Source organism: Arthrobacter sp. MPF02 (genome assembly GCF_046605375.1).
Taxonomy (GTDB): Bacteria; Actinomycetota; Actinomycetes; order Actinomycetales; family Micrococcaceae; genus Arthrobacter.
This window is the reverse complement of sequence record NZ_CP176772.1, coordinates 1,215,769-1,231,523: the sequence shown is the minus strand read 5'-3', so window position 1 is coordinate 1,231,523 and position 15,755 is coordinate 1,215,769. Positions and strand designations below refer to the sequence as shown.

At 65.6% G+C, this 15,755-nt stretch carries 17 protein-coding genes; 9 read left to right on the top strand and 8 right to left on the bottom strand.

Annotation, left to right across the window (positions count from 1 at the left end; translation table 11 throughout):
- The first annotated feature begins 58 nt into the window (after positions 1 to 58).
- Entirely contained in the window at positions 59 to 853 is a 795-nt protein-coding gene (locus tag ACLH0K_RS05840; protein ID WP_411375881.1) for a hypothetical protein, read from the top strand.
- Between the two features lie 41 nt (positions 854 to 894).
- On the top strand, positions 895 to 1,542 hold the full coding sequence (locus ACLH0K_RS05835) for a GNAT family N-acetyltransferase (RefSeq protein ID WP_411375880.1): 648 nt from the start codon (positions 895 to 897) through the stop codon (positions 1,540 to 1,542).
- A gap of 158 nt (positions 1,543 to 1,700) precedes the next feature.
- Here ACLH0K_RS05835 and ACLH0K_RS05830 read toward each other — a convergent pair whose 3' ends face one another.
- Together ACLH0K_RS05830 and ACLH0K_RS05825 are read right to left on the bottom strand one after the other, a co-directional pair.
- Positions 1,701 to 3,119 carry a PhoH family protein gene (locus ACLH0K_RS05830; protein ID WP_411375879.1) on the bottom strand — a complete coding sequence of 473 codons (1,419 nt, stop codon included), beginning with the start codon at positions 3,117 to 3,119 and terminating at the stop codon, positions 1,701 to 1,703.
- Positions 3,120 to 3,356: 237 nt separating this feature from the next.
- A complete protein-coding gene (locus tag ACLH0K_RS05825; protein WP_411375878.1) occupies positions 3,357 to 4,118 on the bottom strand; it encodes an isoprenyl transferase in 762 nt (253 codons plus the stop codon).
- Between the two features lie 159 nt (positions 4,119 to 4,277).
- Between ACLH0K_RS05825 and trhA the strand changes: the two genes are divergently transcribed.
- Positions 4,278 to 5,021 (top strand): PAQR family membrane homeostasis protein TrhA, encoded by a 744-nt coding sequence (gene trhA / locus ACLH0K_RS05820; protein WP_411375877.1) that lies wholly within the window; start codon positions 4,278 to 4,280, stop codon positions 5,019 to 5,021.
- A gap of 28 nt (positions 5,022 to 5,049) precedes the next feature.
- Here trhA and ACLH0K_RS05815 read toward each other — a convergent pair whose 3' ends face one another.
- Both ACLH0K_RS05815 and mca read right to left on the bottom strand, forming a co-directional pair.
- Positions 5,050 to 5,388, bottom strand: a complete 339-nt coding sequence (locus tag ACLH0K_RS05815; protein ID WP_411375876.1) for a hypothetical protein — start codon at positions 5,386 to 5,388, stop codon at positions 5,050 to 5,052.
- A 91-nt stretch (positions 5,389 to 5,479) separates the two neighbouring features.
- Positions 5,480 to 6,385: a mycothiol conjugate amidase Mca gene (gene mca / locus ACLH0K_RS05810; RefSeq protein ID WP_411375875.1), complete on the bottom strand. Its 906-nt coding sequence runs from the start codon at positions 6,383 to 6,385 to the stop codon at positions 5,480 to 5,482.
- Positions 6,386 to 6,493: 108 nt separating this feature from the next.
- Between mca and ACLH0K_RS05805 the strand changes: the two genes are divergently transcribed.
- A complete protein-coding gene (locus ACLH0K_RS05805; protein ID WP_411375874.1) occupies positions 6,494 to 6,955 on the top strand; it encodes a DUF4307 domain-containing protein in 462 nt (153 codons plus the stop codon).
- Positions 6,956 to 7,103: 148 nt separating this feature from the next.
- Positions 7,104 to 7,598 carry a transcription elongation factor GreA gene (greA, locus tag ACLH0K_RS05800; RefSeq protein WP_138136491.1) on the top strand — a complete coding sequence of 165 codons (495 nt, stop codon included), beginning with the start codon at positions 7,104 to 7,106 and terminating at the stop codon, positions 7,596 to 7,598.
- Between the two features lie 69 nt (positions 7,599 to 7,667).
- Here greA and ACLH0K_RS05795 read toward each other — a convergent pair whose 3' ends face one another.
- The 4 genes from ACLH0K_RS05795 to ACLH0K_RS05780 are packed head-to-tail and all read right to left on the bottom strand — an operon-like array spanning position 7,668 to position 11,861.
- Entirely contained in the window at positions 7,668 to 8,288 is a 621-nt protein-coding gene (locus tag ACLH0K_RS05795; protein ID WP_411375873.1) for a rhomboid family intramembrane serine protease, read from the bottom strand.
- Between the two features lie 9 nt (positions 8,289 to 8,297).
- The gene (gene ilvA / locus ACLH0K_RS05790) at positions 8,298 to 9,536 is read right to left on the bottom strand and encodes a threonine ammonia-lyase (protein WP_411375872.1); all 1,239 of its coding nucleotides are present in this window, start codon (positions 9,534 to 9,536) and stop codon (positions 8,298 to 8,300) included.
- A gap of 3 nt (positions 9,537 to 9,539) precedes the next feature.
- Positions 9,540 to 10,862, bottom strand: a complete 1,323-nt coding sequence (locus ACLH0K_RS05785; protein ID WP_411375871.1) for an AI-2E family transporter — start codon at positions 10,860 to 10,862, stop codon at positions 9,540 to 9,542.
- Positions 10,863 to 10,901: 39 nt separating this feature from the next.
- Positions 10,902 to 11,861 carry an aldose 1-epimerase family protein gene (locus tag ACLH0K_RS05780; protein ID WP_411375870.1) on the bottom strand — a complete coding sequence of 320 codons (960 nt, stop codon included), beginning with the start codon at positions 11,859 to 11,861 and terminating at the stop codon, positions 10,902 to 10,904.
- A 99-nt stretch (positions 11,862 to 11,960) separates the two neighbouring features.
- Here ACLH0K_RS05780 and galT point away from each other — a divergent pair, with 99 nt between their 5' ends.
- The 4 genes from galT to ACLH0K_RS05760 all read left to right on the top strand — a co-directional run bounded on the left by galT (position 11,961) and on the right by ACLH0K_RS05760 (position 15,740).
- Positions 11,961 to 13,118: a galactose-1-phosphate uridylyltransferase gene (galT, locus tag ACLH0K_RS05775; protein ID WP_411375869.1), complete on the top strand. Its 1,158-nt coding sequence runs from the start codon at positions 11,961 to 11,963 to the stop codon at positions 13,116 to 13,118.
- Positions 13,115 to 14,302: a galactokinase gene (gene galK / locus ACLH0K_RS05770; RefSeq protein ID WP_411375868.1), complete on the top strand. Its 1,188-nt coding sequence runs from the start codon at positions 13,115 to 13,117 to the stop codon at positions 14,300 to 14,302. Before galT ends, galK begins: the two co-directional genes overlap by 4 nt.
- Positions 14,303 to 14,564: 262 nt before the next feature.
- Complete coding sequence (locus ACLH0K_RS05765) at positions 14,565 to 14,888, top strand: helix-turn-helix domain-containing protein (RefSeq protein WP_411375867.1); 324 nt, start codon at positions 14,565 to 14,567, stop codon at positions 14,886 to 14,888.
- Positions 14,889 to 14,954: 66 nt separating this feature from the next.
- On the top strand, positions 14,955 to 15,740 hold the full coding sequence (locus ACLH0K_RS05760; protein ID WP_411375866.1) for an IS3 family transposase: 786 nt from the start codon (positions 14,955 to 14,957) through the stop codon (positions 15,738 to 15,740).
- Positions 15,741 to 15,755 lie beyond the last annotated feature (15 nt).

Below are 15,755 nucleotides of genomic sequence, written 5' to 3'. Positions count from 1 at the left end.
CCTCGGATGCTACTTGAATTACCCGGCCCGCCCTATCCTGCCCGCGTAAACTGTGGATATGGCGACATGGGATTCCCGGCACCGGCCGGACCCGGGCAGCGGCGGCCCGCCCGCGGATCCTGTGGCCACGTTCCGCAACCTGTGCCGCTCCTCGCCCTGGAAATGGCAGTCACTGCGCTTCGAATACTGGGATGAGCCCTTCGCAGATGCTCCGTCGCCGGCTGCTTCCCTGGTCCGTGCCTGGCTGCGCCGCCCGGGTGCACTCCGGCTGGAGAGCGCGGACGGACTCGTCCTGCACAGCACCACGGGGATTAACGACTCACGGGACGGCCTCTACGTCAGTTCCACCCGCAAATCCTGGCTGCTGCCACCACAACTGGTTACTCCCGTCTACGACGGATCCGGCTACGTGAAACGCCGGCCTGAAGCAGCCTACGGCGAGCCGGGGTTCGGCAACGGGCGCTTTTCAGCGGCACTTGACCCCGTCGAACTGGCCGGCAGTTTCCCTGTTCCCCTTGAGTTTCCGGGCAGTAACGCAGTGCTCGTGGAGGCCGTCCGGGCGGTGACCCACGAGGCGAGGCCTGCATTCGAGGCAGTGGTGGCACCCACCGCCGCTTATCATCCGGCCGATCCAGCCGCGCCGTTGTGCCTTGCCGGCCGCAGCCGTGTGCGGGTGGACCTGGCAACAGGGGTATGCGTCGCCAGCCAGTCGCTGGAACCCGGCATGGACAACTACGGCCACTGGATCCGGATCCTCGGCGTGGATGAGTACATGCTTGACGACCTGTTCCTGGCCGAGTCCATGAACCTGACGGACGTGCGCAGGCACATCAGCTGGGACATCCCGGCCTGATGTGACAGCGCCCTGCCCGGCTCATCGGCTACGCTTCGCTGATGACGACCCTAAGCGACGTTTGGCCGGTCTTCGGCCTGACCCTGAGGACTCCGCGATTGGTGCTCCGCCCTGTCCTTGACCAGGAAATCCCGGCAGCAGTGGCAGCCGCCCGCAGCGGCATCCACGAGCTTGGCAGGAATCCGTTCAGCACCCCCTGGACCGAACTGCCGGACGAAGAGCTGGGCCCGAACATGGCGCGGTGGTACTGGCGCTGCCGGGCCGAATGCACACCAGAGTCGTGGACGCTTCTGCTGGGCATCTGGCACGAGGATGAGTTCATCGGCTGCCAGGACCTGGGAGCAAAGGACTTCGCCGCCCTTAAGACCGTCACCACCGGCTCCTGGCTCAAGCAGTCCGTGCAGGGCCGTGGCTTCGGCAAGGAGATGCGGGCCGCCGTCGCGCTCTACGCCTTCGACTGGCTCAGCGCAGAGATTGCCATCTCGGAGGCCGCCATTTGGAACACCGCCTCTTTGGGCGTCTCCCGCTCCCTTGGCTACGAGCTCAATGGCACCACCCGCATGGCCTGGGGCTCGCAGGTCGAAACGGTCCAGCACGTCCGCCTCACCCCGGAAACCTTCAATCGCCCCGACTGGGATTTGAGAGTCGAGGGCCACAACCCAGTGGCCAGGTTCCTGAAGGTGACCTGACCACAAGCCGGGCGGCGGTCCTTCTCGTAGGAGCGCATCGCGACGCATCGGCGCCGGGAGGTCGCCCAGCGACCGGACGGTGCCCTATGCGTTTTGTCTAACCGACGGAGAAGGGCCGTGGCCCGGCGAACCGGACCACGGCCCCTCCCACCGGTGACCTAGCCTTCGAGAAGCTCCGTCACGAGTGCTGCGATGGGGGACCTTTCCGAGCGGGTCAGGGTAACGTGGCCGAAGAGCGGGTGTCCTTTCAGGGTTTCGACGACGGCGGCGATCCCGTCGTGGCGCCCGACGCGAAGGTTGTCGCGCTGGGCGACGTCGTGGGTCAGGACGATCTTGGAGTTCTGGCCAATGCGGCTCATGACGGTGAGCAGGACGTTCTTTTCGAGGGACTGGGCCTCATCGACAATCACGAAGGCGTCGTGCAGGGAGCGTCCGCGGATGTGGGTGAGTGGCATGACCTCGAGCATGCCGCGGTCCATGACTTCCTCCACCACCTCCTGGCTGACCAGGGCACCGAGGGTGTCGAAGACCGCCTGCGCCCAGGGGTTCATCTTCTCGGACTCCGAACCTGGCAGGTAGCCAAGTTCCTGGCCGCCCACGGCGTAGAGCGGACGGAAGACGATCACCTTGCGGTGCTCGCGCCGCTCCAGGACTGCTTCCAGGCCGGCGCAGAGGGCCAGGGCGGACTTTCCGGTGCCGGCCCGCCCGCCAATGGACACGATGCCGACGGCGGGATCCATCAGCATGTCGATGGCCAGGCGCTGCTCTGCGGAACGGCCGTGCAGGCCAAAGACGTCACGGTCGCCCTTCACCAGGCGGACCTGCTTGTCCGGGCCCACCCGGCCCAGTGCGGATCCGCGGTTGGAGAGCAGGACGAGTCCGGTGTTCACCGGCATCTCCGCGGCGGCAGGGATGAAGACCGGCTCGTGGCCGTACAGGGTGGAGATGTCCTGTTCGTTGGCTTCAATCTCGGCAACACCCGTCCAGCCGGAATCCTTGACCAGCTCGTTGCGGTACTCATCCGCGTTGAGCCCCATCGCGGACGCCTTGACCCGCATGGGCAGGTCCTTCGACACCACGGTGACATCCCGGCCTTCGTTGGACAGGTTCATCGCCACGGCCAGGATACGGCTGTCGTTGTCACCGCTGCGGAATCCCAGCGGCAGCACCTCTGCGGAGATGTGGTTCAGCTCGACCATGAGCGTGCCGCCGTCGTCCCCAATGGGAATTGGCTGGTTGAGCCCGCCGTGCTTGACCCGAAGGTCGTCAAGCAGCCGGAGCGCCTTGCGGGCAAAATAGCCGAGTTCAGGATCGTGCCGCTTCTTTTCCAGTTCGGTGATGACCACCACCGGGACGATGACCTCGTGCTCGGCGAAGCGGAGCAGCGCGCGTGGGTCGGACAACAGGACGGACGTGTCGATCACGAACGTATGGATGAGCGGTTCCCCTCCGGAGACGTCAAAACCGGCCGCAGCATCCGCTGCTGCGCCGGTCATTATGGTGGCTCGCGTGGCGCGAGAGGTAGCTTTCCCTCCCCGGTCGGAAAGGACCTCGGGCAGTTGTTCAGAAGTAGCCACATCGACTCCAGCCCCGGGGCAAGCCCGGAATTGTTATTGGTGAGGCGGCTCGGCCACGAGGCCGGGTCCGGCCTCCCATACAACCGGTGCGATGTATCGCTCCATGTACTGGCCTCCCCGATCAGCCGGCGGTTTGCCTGCTGATGGTTATAACGTAAATCCACCCCCGGCCATTTCCGCAACCATTACGCGGCGATTCCTATTGCGCGGGCGTGAACTCGTAATGAACCGGGGCTATCAGGTTCCGAAGCGCCGCTGCCTGCCGGCGTAGTCGCGGAGGGCGCGCAGGAAGTCGACCTTGCGGAAGGCGGGCCAGAGGGCTTCACAGAAGTAGAACTCGCTGTAGGCGCTTTGCCACATGAGGAAGCCGGACAGCCTCTGTTCGCCCGAGGTCCGGATGACAAGGTCGGGGTCGGGCTGGCCGCGGGTGTAGAGGAAGCGCGAGATGTCATCCACGCAGAGCTCGTCCGCGAGCTGCGAGATGTCGGTGCCTTTGGCCACGGCGTCATGGAGCAGTTCGCGGACGGCGTCCACGATTTCGCGCCGTCCCCCGTAGCCCACCGCAACGTTGACGTGGATTTTCTCCCGGACCGGCGTCCGTGCCGTGAGCTTGTTGAGCCGTTCGGCCAGGTAGTCGGGCAGCAGTTCGGGTGCACCCATGGCGTGGACGGAGATGTTGGCGTCCTCGTCCAGCCGGTCCATCGTGTTGGCGATGATGCCCATCAAGAGGTCCAGCTCCTCGCTGGACCGGTTCATGTTGTCCGTAGACAGCATGTAGAGGGTGACTACCTTGACGCCGAGCTCCTGGCACCAGCCGAGGAACTCGTGGATCTTGTCCGCACCTGCCTGGTGGCCCTGGCTGGTGGGGGCATTGAACTGTTTGGCCCAGCGCCGGTTGCCGTCCACCATGACTCCGATGTGACGGGGAATCCGGTCACGGGGCAGGTCTTTCAGGAGCCGGCGCTCGTAGAAGCCGTAAAGGAACCCGGGCAACTCCACGCGTCCACTCCCCTGACTTCCTCGCTGTACGTACTTGCACATCCTAGGCTACCGTCCGGGGCAGTACGGGCAGGACGGGAGGTCGGCCGGGCTCCTGGCCGCCAGCCGCCGTCATACTACTCGCCAGTAACTTACCGGACCGTAAGTTATTCTTGGAGGATGAACAGCGACTCCTCCGGGGCCCCGCGCGCCCCGCAGCCGAGGGACGGAAATTTGCCGGAAGGTTCCCCGGCGAGCCCCGTGGACGAAGCCGCCGTCCGCCTGGCAGAGCTCCTGATGATCAAGCCGAAGTGGCGGGGCTGGATCCACGCCGTCACGGCGCCCCTTGCCCTGGCTGCGGGAATCGTGCTGGTGGTAATCGCCCCCACCGCAGACCGGAAGATCACCTCGGCCGTGTACGCCGCCACCGGCGTGCTGCTGTTCGGCATCAGCGCCGTCTACCACCGGGGCAACTGGTCCCCCGGCGTGAAGCTGGTCCTGAAGCGGCTGGATCACACCAACATCATGCTGGTCATAGCGGGCACCTACACCCCGCTGGCCTGGACCCTCCTGGCCCGGCCGCTGGCGGTCCTGCTGCTGTGGGTCATCTGGTCCTGCGCCATCCTGGGCGTCCTGTTCCGGCTGCTGTGGACGGACGCGCCGCGCTGGCTGTACGTCCCCATCTACATCGCGCTGGGCTGCGGCTCAGTGTTCTACCTTCCGCAGTTCTTCCAGGCAAGCGTCCCGGCGGCGCTGCTGATCTGCGCGGGCGGCGTCCTGTACATCACGGGAGCCGTGTTCTACGCGCTAAAGAAACCGAACTTCAGCTACCACCACTTCGGGTTCCACGAACTGTTCCACGCCTTGACCGTCTTTGCCTTCGCAGCGCACTTCGCAGCCATCGCCATAGCGGTGCTCAGCTAAGACACCCCCGTGAAGAGATCCTGTAGAGTCAGTCGCGCGGCCGGGACGGGCCGGGGGCAATCCCGTTGCCGTCGCCGTCGGCCCTGCCCGCCCCCGGAGCGTTGAGGCCGTCCTGGGCGTCCGCGGCCTCCACGTCCGCTGCGGCAGCGGCCGCCAGCCGCTCCTCCTCCACCTGCGCCCGGTAGCGTACGCGCCGGATGCGCCGCACCATGTCCACGATGAGGAGCGCGGTTGCCACCACAAAGAAGGCGGTCATGATGAAGCCCAGGAGGCCCGGCGTGACCTGGTCCTCCGAGATGCCTTCCCGGAGGGTGGGAGTAGGCAGCGGCGTAGGGGTGGTTGCCAGGCTGAGGAGCAGATGTTGCACGGTTATACCTTCTGTGGAACGGGTGGCGGCAGGCGGCGCGGCTGCAGTGTCCGTGCCTAACTTCTACGCGGCATAGAAATTGCCCGCCCGACTATCTTAGCCCTGCAAACAGGTCCTTCTCCGGAAGCTCCGAGGGAACCCGGGACCGGATGAGGGAGTAGTCCTCCCACGGCCAGGCACGGCGCTGCATCTCCGCCGAGACCGCAAAGAAGAAGCCCAGCGGATCCACCTGCGTCCGGTGCGCCCGGAGGGCATCGTCACGCACCTCGAAGAAATCACCGCAGTCCACCTGGGTAGTGGTGGGATGGGGAGCCGGCGGCGGGGTGTGGCCTTCGGCGTCGGACTCCAGCCAGGCTGCGAGCCGCTCAGCGTACGGGGACTGCAGGCCCGCTTCCTCGAGCGCGAAATGCAGCGCCCGGAAACGCTCGGGGCTGAAGGCGCGGTCGTAGTACAGCTTGCTCGGCTCCCAGGGCTCCCCCGTCCCGGGGTACCGTTCCGGATCCCCGGCGGCGTCAAAGGCTTCCACCGCCACCCGGTGCGCCATGATGTGGTCGGGGTGGGGGTACCCGCCGTTCTCGTCATAGCTGAGGATCACGTGCGGTTTGAAGCGGCGCACCAGCCTCACCAGGGGCGCGGCGGCACGGTGCAGGGGCAGCGTGGCGAAGGCGCCGGAAGGCAGCGGCGGCAGCGGATCGCCTTCCGGAAGGCCGGAGTCGACAAAGCCGAGCCAGCACTGCCTGATGCCCAGGATTTTGGCGGCACGTTCCATTTCGAGGCGCCGCGCCCCTGCCATGTCCCGCTTGGGATGGGGTTCGCCTTCCACCGCGGGGTTCTGGATGTCCCCGCGGGAACCGTCCGTGCAAGTGGCCACGAGGACGTCCACCCCGGCGGCAGCGTACTTGGCCATGGTTGCAGCGCCCTTGCTGGATTCATCGTCCGGGTGTGCGTGGACTGCGAGCAGCCGCAGCGGTTCCGGGGAGTTGCTGGACGCTGTCATGGAGGGACGGCTCCTCATTCATCTGGTGTGTGGCGGTTGTGTGGACGGGCCGCGGGCCGCCTGCGACGGCAGGACCGGCACCGGCGGAAAGGGCACTAAACTGGTCTGGTGACTTCCCCGGACCAGCCGGCCCGAACCGCGCCCGCAGACACTAGCCTAGCCAATCGTTATGGTGCTAAAAAGCGCGTCCTGCCGCCCCGGACCAGGCGCATCATCGCAGGGGCGGCCCTGGCCGGCGGGATCGGGTTCCTGGCCTGGGTCTCCACGTCCAACTCCCTTTCCGATATCTCGTTCAAGGACGTGGGGTACAGCATTCCGGACGCCACAGTGGCGGAGGTGGACTTCCACGTGACGCGCGAGCCGGGCACAGCCGTCAAGTGCGCCGTGAAGGCGCTCGACTCCAAGTACGCGGTGGTGGGCTGGAAGGTAGTGGACGTTCCGCCGGAGGCACCGGAAGGAACGGCCGACGGCGGCAGGACGGTCTCGCAGCGCGTGGCCCTTCGGACCGAGTCGCTTTCCGTGTCCGGCGTGGTGGACGACTGCTGGAAGGCGGACGAAGCCGGGCAGTAAGTGTGACGCGCACCGCTTCCATATTGGGTTAAGTCCACAGGATTGACTACAATGGACCAATACCTTCACCCCGCTGAGCTGGTTGCTGTTCCACAAGTGGCCACTGTGGCGGGGTCTTTTGCTTGTAGGACCATTAGAGGAGAAGTCCGTGTCTACCACCAACAGCGCAGCTGCAGCCTGGCTTACCCGGGAAGCTTTTGACCGCCTGAAGGCAGAGCTGGACCACCTTTCCGGCCCCGGCCGGGCGGAAATTGTCCAGAAGATCGATGCTGCCCGGCAGGAGGGCGACCTCAAGGAGAACGGTGGCTACCACGCCGCCAAGGAGGAGCAGGGCAAGATTGAGGCCCGCATCCGCCAGCTGACGGTCCTGCTCCGCGACGCCCACGTGGGCGAGGCCCCGGCAGACGACGGAATCGTCGAGCCCGGCATGATTGTTGTGGCCCGGATCGCCGGCGACGAGGAAACGTTCCTGCTCGGCTCGCGTGAGATCGCCGGTGATTCCGATCTTGACGTCTTCAGCGAAAAATCGCCGCTGGGCGCCGCGATCCTTGGCCACAAGGAAGGCGAAACCCTGAGCTACGTGGCACCGAACGGCAAGGACATCAAGGTGGAAATCCTCTCCGCCAAGCCGTACACCGGATAGCCTCCACCAACGCCAGGAGCGCCGGCCGTCCCAGTTGGACGGCCGGCGCTCCTTTTTGCTTTTCCAGCCCTACGAAGCCGGCCTTGGCCGCCCTTCCCGTGGCCGCAGCAGCAGCGCCGCCAGCACTCCTCCCGCAGCCCCGCCCAGATGGGCCTGCCACGAGACGTAGCCTGCAACGATGGGCAGGATTCCCAGCAGGATACTGCCGTAACCCATGAACAGGACCACTGCCAGGAGGATCTGGCGCCAGCTGTGGTTGATGAACCCCCGCACCAGGAGGAACGAGAACAGCCCGAACACCAGGCCGGAGGATCCCACGGTGATGCCCCCGTCGCCGATCAGCCATACCAGGAGCCCGGAGCCCAGCCAACTGAACGCCAGGGCGGTCAGGAAGACGCGGAGGCCTGACAGGAACACCAGGAAGCCGAAGATAATGAGCGGCAGGCTGTTGGACAGGAGGTGGTTCAGGTTCGCGTGCAGAAGGGGAAAGGTGAAGATGTCCAGCAACCCGTCGGCGCTCCGCGGCCGGAGCCCGAACGTCCTGTTGAGCGAGCGGAGCATCACCATGTTGAACAGCTCGATGATGAACAGCAGGACCACGAACAGGCCAAGGACCAGCAGCCCGCCTTTGGCCCTCGCCGCGGTGGTCTGCCGCTGCCTGATGCCGCCGTCTCCCGTCAGCCGGTCCATGGGCGGGTCCTAGTGCACCACGATTGGCTGGAAGCCCTCGGCACGGAGTGCGCTGAGCACCTGCTCGCCGTGCTGGTGGCCCTTGGTTTCCAGGTTCACGGTGATGGAGACGTCCCCCATGCTGATGGAGCCGCCCACGCGCGTGTGGTCGAGGCCGGTGACGTTGGCATCGTTTTCCGCGATGATCCTGGCGATGGTGGCCAGCGAGCCCGGCCGGTCATCGAGCATCATCCGGACGGTCATGTAGCGTCCCGCCGCCGAAAGGCCTCGCTGGATGACCTTGAGCATCAGCATGGGGTCGATGTTGCCGCCCGAGAGCACAACAGCTGTGGTCCCCGGGTTCTCGATCTTGCCGTCCATCAGCGCCGCCACGCCGACGGCACCGGCGGGTTCCACCACCATCTTGGCCCGTTCCAGCAGGAAGATCAGTGCGCGGGCGAGTGAATCCTCGCTGACGGTGACCACGTCATCCACGAGTTCGCGGATGATGCTGAAAGGCAGTTGCCCGGGCCGGCCGACGGCGATGCCGTCCGCCATGGTGGACACTTTCTTCAACGGCACCAGGGCATCTGCCGCAAGGGACGGCGGGTAGGCGGCGGCGTTCTCCGCCTGCACACCGATGATCCGGATATCCCGCCCCAGCTCCCTGGCGCGGGCCTTGATGGCGACGGCGACGCCCGCCAGGAGCCCTCCCCCACCGACGCCCATCAAAATCGTGTCCACGTTGGGGACCTGTTCCAGGATCTCCAGGCCAAGGGTGCCCTGGCCGGCAACGACGTCAACGTTGTCGAAAGGGTGGACGAAAACGGTGCCCGTTTCGTTGCTGTACCGCTGGGCTTCCGCGAGCGCTTCGTCCACGTTGTGGCCGTGCAGGATAACCTCGGCGCCATGGCTGCGGGTGGCTGCCAGCTTGGGCAGCGCCACGCCCAGCGGCATGTAGATGCGGGCCTTGATTCCCAGGCTCTTCGCGGCCACGGCGACGCCCTGCGCATGATTGCCGGCCGATGCCGCCACGACGCCGCGCTTTTTCTCCTCCGGGGAGAGCCGGGCCATCCGGACGTAGGCACCGCGGACTTTGAAGGACCCGGCCCGCTGGAGGTTCTCGCACTTGAAGTAGACATCCCCGCCCACCATGGTCCCCAGCGCCCGGGACGACTCAACAGGAGTGCGCGCAATGATCCCGTCCAGCAGCTTCTGCGCCTCCAGGACATCGTCCAGTGTGACGGGAAGGGTTTCAAGGATGTTCACGGACTATTCTCCTCTTGGTTCGTCCCCGCTGCCTGGCTCCCGGGAGGTACGGGCATCGGGATGTTCTGCTGTGGTGCCGGGTGCGGCGTCCCTGCCGTGGCGCAGCGCCGCCGGAGGGCCAACGTCCTTGATGGTGTTGTCCGCAGGAACACCGGCTGCCAAAGGCGTTACCGGCACTTGTTCATGTTCCCACGTTCTGGCCGCGATGTAGCGAACGGAGGAGTTTACGACGGCGAGGATGGGCACCGAGAACAGGGCGCCGGGAATCCCGGCGAGGTAGGAACCGGCGGCGACGGAGAGGATGACGGCCACCGGGTGCAGCGCAACGGCCTTGCCCATGACGAGCGGCTGCAGGATGTGGCTTTCCAGCTGCTGGACCAGCAGGACTATGCCCAGCATGATCAGGGCGTTGACAGGACCATTGGCCACGAGCGCGAGCAGCACGGCGATGGCGCCGGTGACCAGGGCGCCGACGATCGGAATGAACGAGCCGATAAAGACCAGCACGGCCAGGGGAAGGGCAAGGGGAACACCGATGATTGCTGCACCGGCTCCGATGCCCACTGCGTCCACGAATGCCACGAACATCTGGATGCGTGCGTAGTTGACCATGGAGGCCCAGCCCTTGCGCCCGGCGCCAAAGGTGGCGGCGCGCGCTTTTTTGGGAAGCAGCCGCACCAGGAACGCCCAGATCCGGTCCCCTTCGAGCAGGAAGAAGATCAGGATGAACAGCGCCAGGATCAGGCCGGCAGCAAAGTGCCCGGCGGTGCTGCCAAAGGACAGTGCGCCGCTGACGATGCTGCTGGTGTTGTCCTGGAGGGCCGCGGTGACATCCTGCAGATATTGGTCCATTTGGTCCGCCGTCAGGTGGAGCGGCCCCTCGGCGAGCCAGTCCTGAATCTGCTTGACGCCGGTCAGGGCCTCCGACCACAGCTCACTGAATCCAGTGATCAGCTGCCTGCCTACCAGTGCCAGGGCCCCGCCGATGAGTCCGATGAAGCCCAGGACCGTGACGGCTACGGCCAGGCCGGCGGGCACCCGGTACCGTTTAAGCCAACTGACTACGGGGCTGAGGAGGCCGGCAAGGAGTGCTGCCACCATAACGGGGATGATCAGGAAGCTGATGCGGCTGAGCAGCCACACGAGCGCGCCGCCCACCAGGAGGATTAACCCCAGACGCCAGGCCCAGGAGGCCGCGATACGGATGCCGTAGGGGATGTCCCTGTCCACCTCGCGGTCGGCAAGCACCCGCAGGGTGGGCCCTGGAGGAGGCTGCTGCAGGCGGGCAGGGCTGTTGGGCGGGACGGCATCCCCGGTTGGCGTCATAGCCTAATACTTCCGCAGCCCTGCGCTAATGGGAAACCGCTAGCCCTGCGCTCCGGCGCTGTAATCGATACCCCACTCGATGGTGAAGGTTTCCCCGGGCGCCAGCCAGCGGAGGCCGTCACCGGAATTGAACGCGTTCGCGGGGCCGGTCATGGGTTCCACCGCCACCGCCCTGGCCCGGCCGGGGTAGATCGTGCTGACGTAGACGTGCACGTACTGGCAGGACTGGTCCTGCCACAGGGTCACCTTCCTGCCGTCGGACGCGGCCAGGACATGCCGCGCCCTTCCTTCTTCGAAGGCCAGGCCGGTGAGGGCCACATCGACGCTGAGCGAGGCGAAGGACGCGCCGGACCGGAAATCCGTGGGCCCCTCCACAGGCGCGGAGTTTCGCGGGATCTGGCGCTCGTCGGCCACCAGCTGGGTGTCGGCCTTAACCGTGAGCACCAGGTCCTCAACCGGGGTGTCGCCAAGCCGCAGGTAGGGGTGGGCGCCCAACACGAAGGGCGCAGGTGACTTTGCATCGCTGGCCAGCGTTTGCCGGACCACCAGCCCGAGCTCTTCGGTCAGGAGGTACTGGACCCGGTGGCGCAGCAGGAAGGGGTAGCCGTGCTGCGGGAAGATTGTTGCTTCCAGGGTCACCGAGTGCTCCGACTCGTCCGCCAGCGAATAGGAGGAGTTGCGCAGCAGGCCATGGCTGGCGTTGTTCCGGGCGACCTCCGTGATGTCCAGCTGCTGTTTCTTGCCGTCAAGGAACCAGACGCCGTCCTCGATCCTGTTGGCCCACGGCGCCAGGGTGATGCCTGCTCCCCCGGGCGGGATCTGGTCGTCGCCATACGTCTCGGTGAGGAGTACCCCTCCCCTGCTGAAAGAGCGCAGGCCGGCGGCGAGCTCCGTCACCACTGCGAGCGCGTCGCCGCGCCGCAGTTCGTACTGCCGGCCGGTGGCACAGGCTCGGGTACCGGAAGGGGCGTGGGTGTCTTGGCGGGAAGGCAAAGTCATGCGCTTACGGTACCCCGGCCGAGGACTCCGTTCCAGCGCCACTTGTTATCTTTTGTTGTTAACTATTCTTTTTTGAGCGATCATGCGATCCTCTTAACCATGACAGGGATCACCAGCACCAGACTCTCGGACGGCCGGGAGCTGATCTACTTCGACGACGCCGGCTCTACAGTTTCCCGGGAACCGCACCTGACCACGGACCAGCGCGGCCTGCCGCCGAGGGGTGAGCCCGGAGAAGTGCGCTTTGATGCTTTGACGGACGAGTGGGTGGCCGTGGCCGCGCACCGCCAGACGCGCACGCACCTGCCGCCGGCGGACCAGTGCCCCATCTGCCCCACCACAGCCGGCAATCCCTCAGAGATTCCGGCCGCCGACTATGACGTGGTGGTGTTCGAAAACCGCTTCCCGTCCCTGGGCCCGGCCCTCGGGTCCGTGCCGGAGAATCCTGGCTGGGGCACCAAGGGCCCGGCGTACGGCCGCTGCGAGGTGGTGTCCTTCACCCCCGAACACACGGGATCCTTCAGCGGGCTGGGCACCACGCGGGCCCGCACCGTAATCGAAGCGTGGGCCCAGCGGACTGCCGCCCTGGGCGCGCTGCCCGGGATCAAGCAGGTGTTTCCGTTCGAGAACCGCGGGGCCGATATCGGCGTCACCCTGCACCACCCCCACGGGCAAATCTACGCCTACCCCTATGTCACTCCGCGGGCTGCGGTCCTGGGCGCGGCGGCGCGAAGGTTCTACGATGCGAACGCCGGCAGGGAAACCTTGACCGGCTCGCTGCTTCGAAAGGAGCGGGAGGACGGCAGCCGGATGGTCCTCGAAGGGGAGAACTTCAGCGCCTATGTTCCGTTCGCCGCTCGGTGGCCGCTGGAAATCCATCTGGTCCCGCACCGCCACGTACCGGACCTGGCCGCGCTGAGCGGTGAGGAGAAGGACGAACTGGCAGACGTTTACCTTGACCTGCTCAAGCGCGTGGATGCGCTCTATCCCACCCCGACGCCGTACATCTCCTCCTGGCACCAGGCTCCGCTGGAACCGGCCCTGCGCCCCGCCGGCTACCTCCACCTGCAGCTAACTTCCCCCCGGCGCGCTGCCGATAAGCTGAAATACCTTGCCGGCTCGGAGGCAGCCATGGGGGCCTTCATCAATGACACCACCCCGGAAAGCGTTGCTGAGCGGCTGCGGGCCGTGTCCGTGCCGGCATCGGCCACGTCCCGGGCCGTCCTTGCCGCCGCACCTGAAGGAGTGTCAGCATGAGCCACAAGTCCGAGCCCCTGGCCACGCCTGTACAGGCCGGGACCAGCGATCTTGCCGCCCGCTTCACCCGCGAGTTTGGGGGCAGGCCTGACGGCATCTGGCAGGCACCCGGCCGGGTGAACCTCATCGGTGAGCACACGGACTACAACGAGGGTTATGTCCTGCCGTTTGCCATCGACAGGACAGCGCGGGTGGCAGTGGCCGTCCGCCCCGATGCCACCGTGCGGCTGCTGTCCACCTACGGCGGCCAGGGCACTGTCAGCGCAAGCCTGGATGGCCTGCAGCCGCGCTCAGCCAAGGGCTGGACCAAGTATCCGCTGGGCGCGATGTGGGCACTGCGCGAGCGCGGTATCGACGTTCCCGGCATCGACCTGCTGCTCGATTCGAACGTTCCGCTGGGAGCCGGCCTGTCGTCGTCGCACGCCATCGAGTGCGCCGTCATCACCGCACTGAACGAACTGACCGGGGCGGGGCTCCAGGCGCAGGAGATGGTCCTGGCAACCCAGCAGGCGGAGAACGACTTTGTGGGAGCCCCCACCGGCATCATGGACCAGTCTGCGTCCCTGAGGGGCGCGCGTGGCCACGCGGTCTTCCTGGATTGCCGCGACCAGAACGCCAGCCTGGTCCCCTTCGAAACAGAACCGGCAGGTTTGGTCCTGTTGGTGATCGACACCAAGGTCTCGCACTCGCATGCAGACGGTGGCTACGCCTCGCGGCGCGCCTCCTGTGAGCTGGGGGCAGAGGTGCTGGGCGTGAAGGCCCTGCGTGACGTGCAGGTGGGCGGCCTGGAGGAGGCCAGTGGGCTCCTGGACGAGGTGACGTTCAGGCGGGTGCGCCACGTGGTCACCGAGAATGACCGGGTGCTGCAAACCGTCGAACTCCTTGCGGACAGGGGCCCGTCGGCCATCGGGCATTTGCTGGACGCCAGCCATGCGTCCATGCGTGACGATTTCGAAATCTCCTGCCCGGAGCTTGACCTTGCGGTGGAAACGTCCCGGGCGGCCGGTGCCATCGGGGCACGCATGACCGGCGGCGGGTTCGGCGGTGCAGCCATCGCGCTGACGCCCGCCGGCGAGGAGCAAAAGGTGCGGAACGCCGTCGCAAAGGCCTTCGCCAAGGCCGGTTTTGCCGCCCCGGACATCTTCACGGTGTCCCCTGCCGACGGAGCCATGCGCATCGCCTGACCCGCGGAGCACCACAAGCACGTACGAAGGGCCCCACCTGTGAACTGCTCCCCGGAAGTTGGACTGAGAAATTCAGTTCTGACTTCCGGGGAGCAGTTTTTTGCGTGTAAATAGTTCGTTGTCTGAGGCTCAGCGTGAGGCGGCTGTAGCGTGGCTTGAGAAAGGTCTTGCAGATAAGGCGGCAGCTAATCTGTTGGGCGTGTCTAATTGGCCGGTCAAGAGGCTGTATCGGCGGTGGAGGATTCATGGTCAAGGAGCGCTGGTGACCAAGCCGACAAAACAGTCATACTCTTTCGAATTCAAGCTCGCTTTGGTCGAACGGTTCCTCGCTGGCGAGACTGCGCCTGATTTAGCGGCAGAAGCTGGCCTGTCCTCGCCGGTCCTACTGAGAACGTGGGTGCGCGCGTATCGTCTTGAGGGCCCGGACTCCTTGCGACCAAAGCCAAAAGGCCGGCCACGGAAGCCCTACACCCCGCCGGTTGAACCCTCCGAGCTGGAGCGGCTGCGCCGTGAAAACGAGCGTTTGCGGGCAGAAGTGGCCTATCTGGGAAAATTGCGGGCCTTGAGGGCTCAAGAACAACGGTGAAGGTCCAGGCCCTCACCGCCCTCAAGGCTGACTTCCCGCTTCCTGTTCTATTGCAAGTGTCGGGTCTTGCCCGATCGACATTCTTCTATCACCAGTCACGACTCCAGGCTCCAGACCCCCACGAGGCCCTCAAGGCCACAATCACCGAGATCTTTTACGACGAACCACGGCCGGTACGGGCACCGTCGTGTCCACACGGAACTACTCAAGCAGGGCTGGATACTCGCGAAGAAGACCGTACTGAAGCTGATGCGCACACTCGGGCTGGCCTGCAGGGTCCGGCGGAGGAAGCGCTACAACTCCTATCAAGGCGAACAAGGCACTGCCGCGCCTAACCTGCTGAACCGGGAATTCGCGGCCACCGCCCCGAATCAGAAGTGGGTCACGGACGTGACCGAATTCAGTGTCGGTGACCGGAAGCTCTACTTCTCGCCGGTCATGGACCTCTTTGACCGGCAAATCATCGCCCATTCAATTAGCCCGTCCCCGAACCTTGCACTCACCAACTCTTCGCTCAAGCAAGCCCTCGCCTGCCTGGAACCCGGCCAACAGCCGATCGTGCATTCAGACCAGGGCTTCCAGTACCGTCACGCCTCTTGGAAATCGCTCCTTAAAGACGCCGGCGCAGTCCAATCCATGTCCCGCAAGGGAAACTGCTACGACAATGCCGTGATGGAGAACTTCTTCGGCCACCTCAAGGAAGAGATGTTCCACCGCGTTCGGTTCATCAGCACCGAGGCGCTGACCGCAAACCTAAACGGCTACATCCGCTGGTACAACAACAACCGGATCTCAACAAAGCTCAAGGGCCTGAGCCCGGTGCAATACCGAGCCCAGGCCCTCGCGGCTTAGGATCTTACTTGGCCA

Bases quoted from the DNA above. Each gene is read 5' to 3' on its own strand.
- ACLH0K_RS05780 (WP_411375870.1), bottom strand. From the start codon at position 11,861: ATGACTTTGCCTTCCCGCCAAGACACCCACGCCCCTTCCGGTACCCGA.
- galK (WP_411375868.1), top strand. From the start codon at position 13,115: ATGAGCCACAAGTCCGAGCCCCTGGCCACGCCTGTACAGGCCGGGACC.
- galT (WP_411375869.1), top strand. From the start codon at position 11,961: ATGACAGGGATCACCAGCACCAGACTCTCGGACGGCCGGGAGCTGATC.
- ACLH0K_RS05840 (WP_411375881.1), top strand. From the start codon at position 59: ATGGCGACATGGGATTCCCGGCACCGGCCGGACCCGGGCAGCGGCGGC.
- ACLH0K_RS05795 (WP_411375873.1), bottom strand. From the start codon at position 8,288: ATGGACCGGCTGACGGGAGACGGCGGCATCAGGCAGCGGCAGACCACC.
- ACLH0K_RS05785 (WP_411375871.1), bottom strand. From the start codon at position 10,862: ATGACGCCAACCGGGGATGCCGTCCCGCCCAACAGCCCTGCCCGCCTG.
- mca (WP_411375875.1), bottom strand. From the start codon at position 6,385: ATGACAGCGTCCAGCAACTCCCCGGAACCGCTGCGGCTGCTCGCAGTC.
- ACLH0K_RS05835 (WP_411375880.1), top strand. From the start codon at position 895: ATGACGACCCTAAGCGACGTTTGGCCGGTCTTCGGCCTGACCCTGAGG.
- trhA (WP_411375877.1), top strand. From the start codon at position 4,278: ATGAACAGCGACTCCTCCGGGGCCCCGCGCGCCCCGCAGCCGAGGGAC.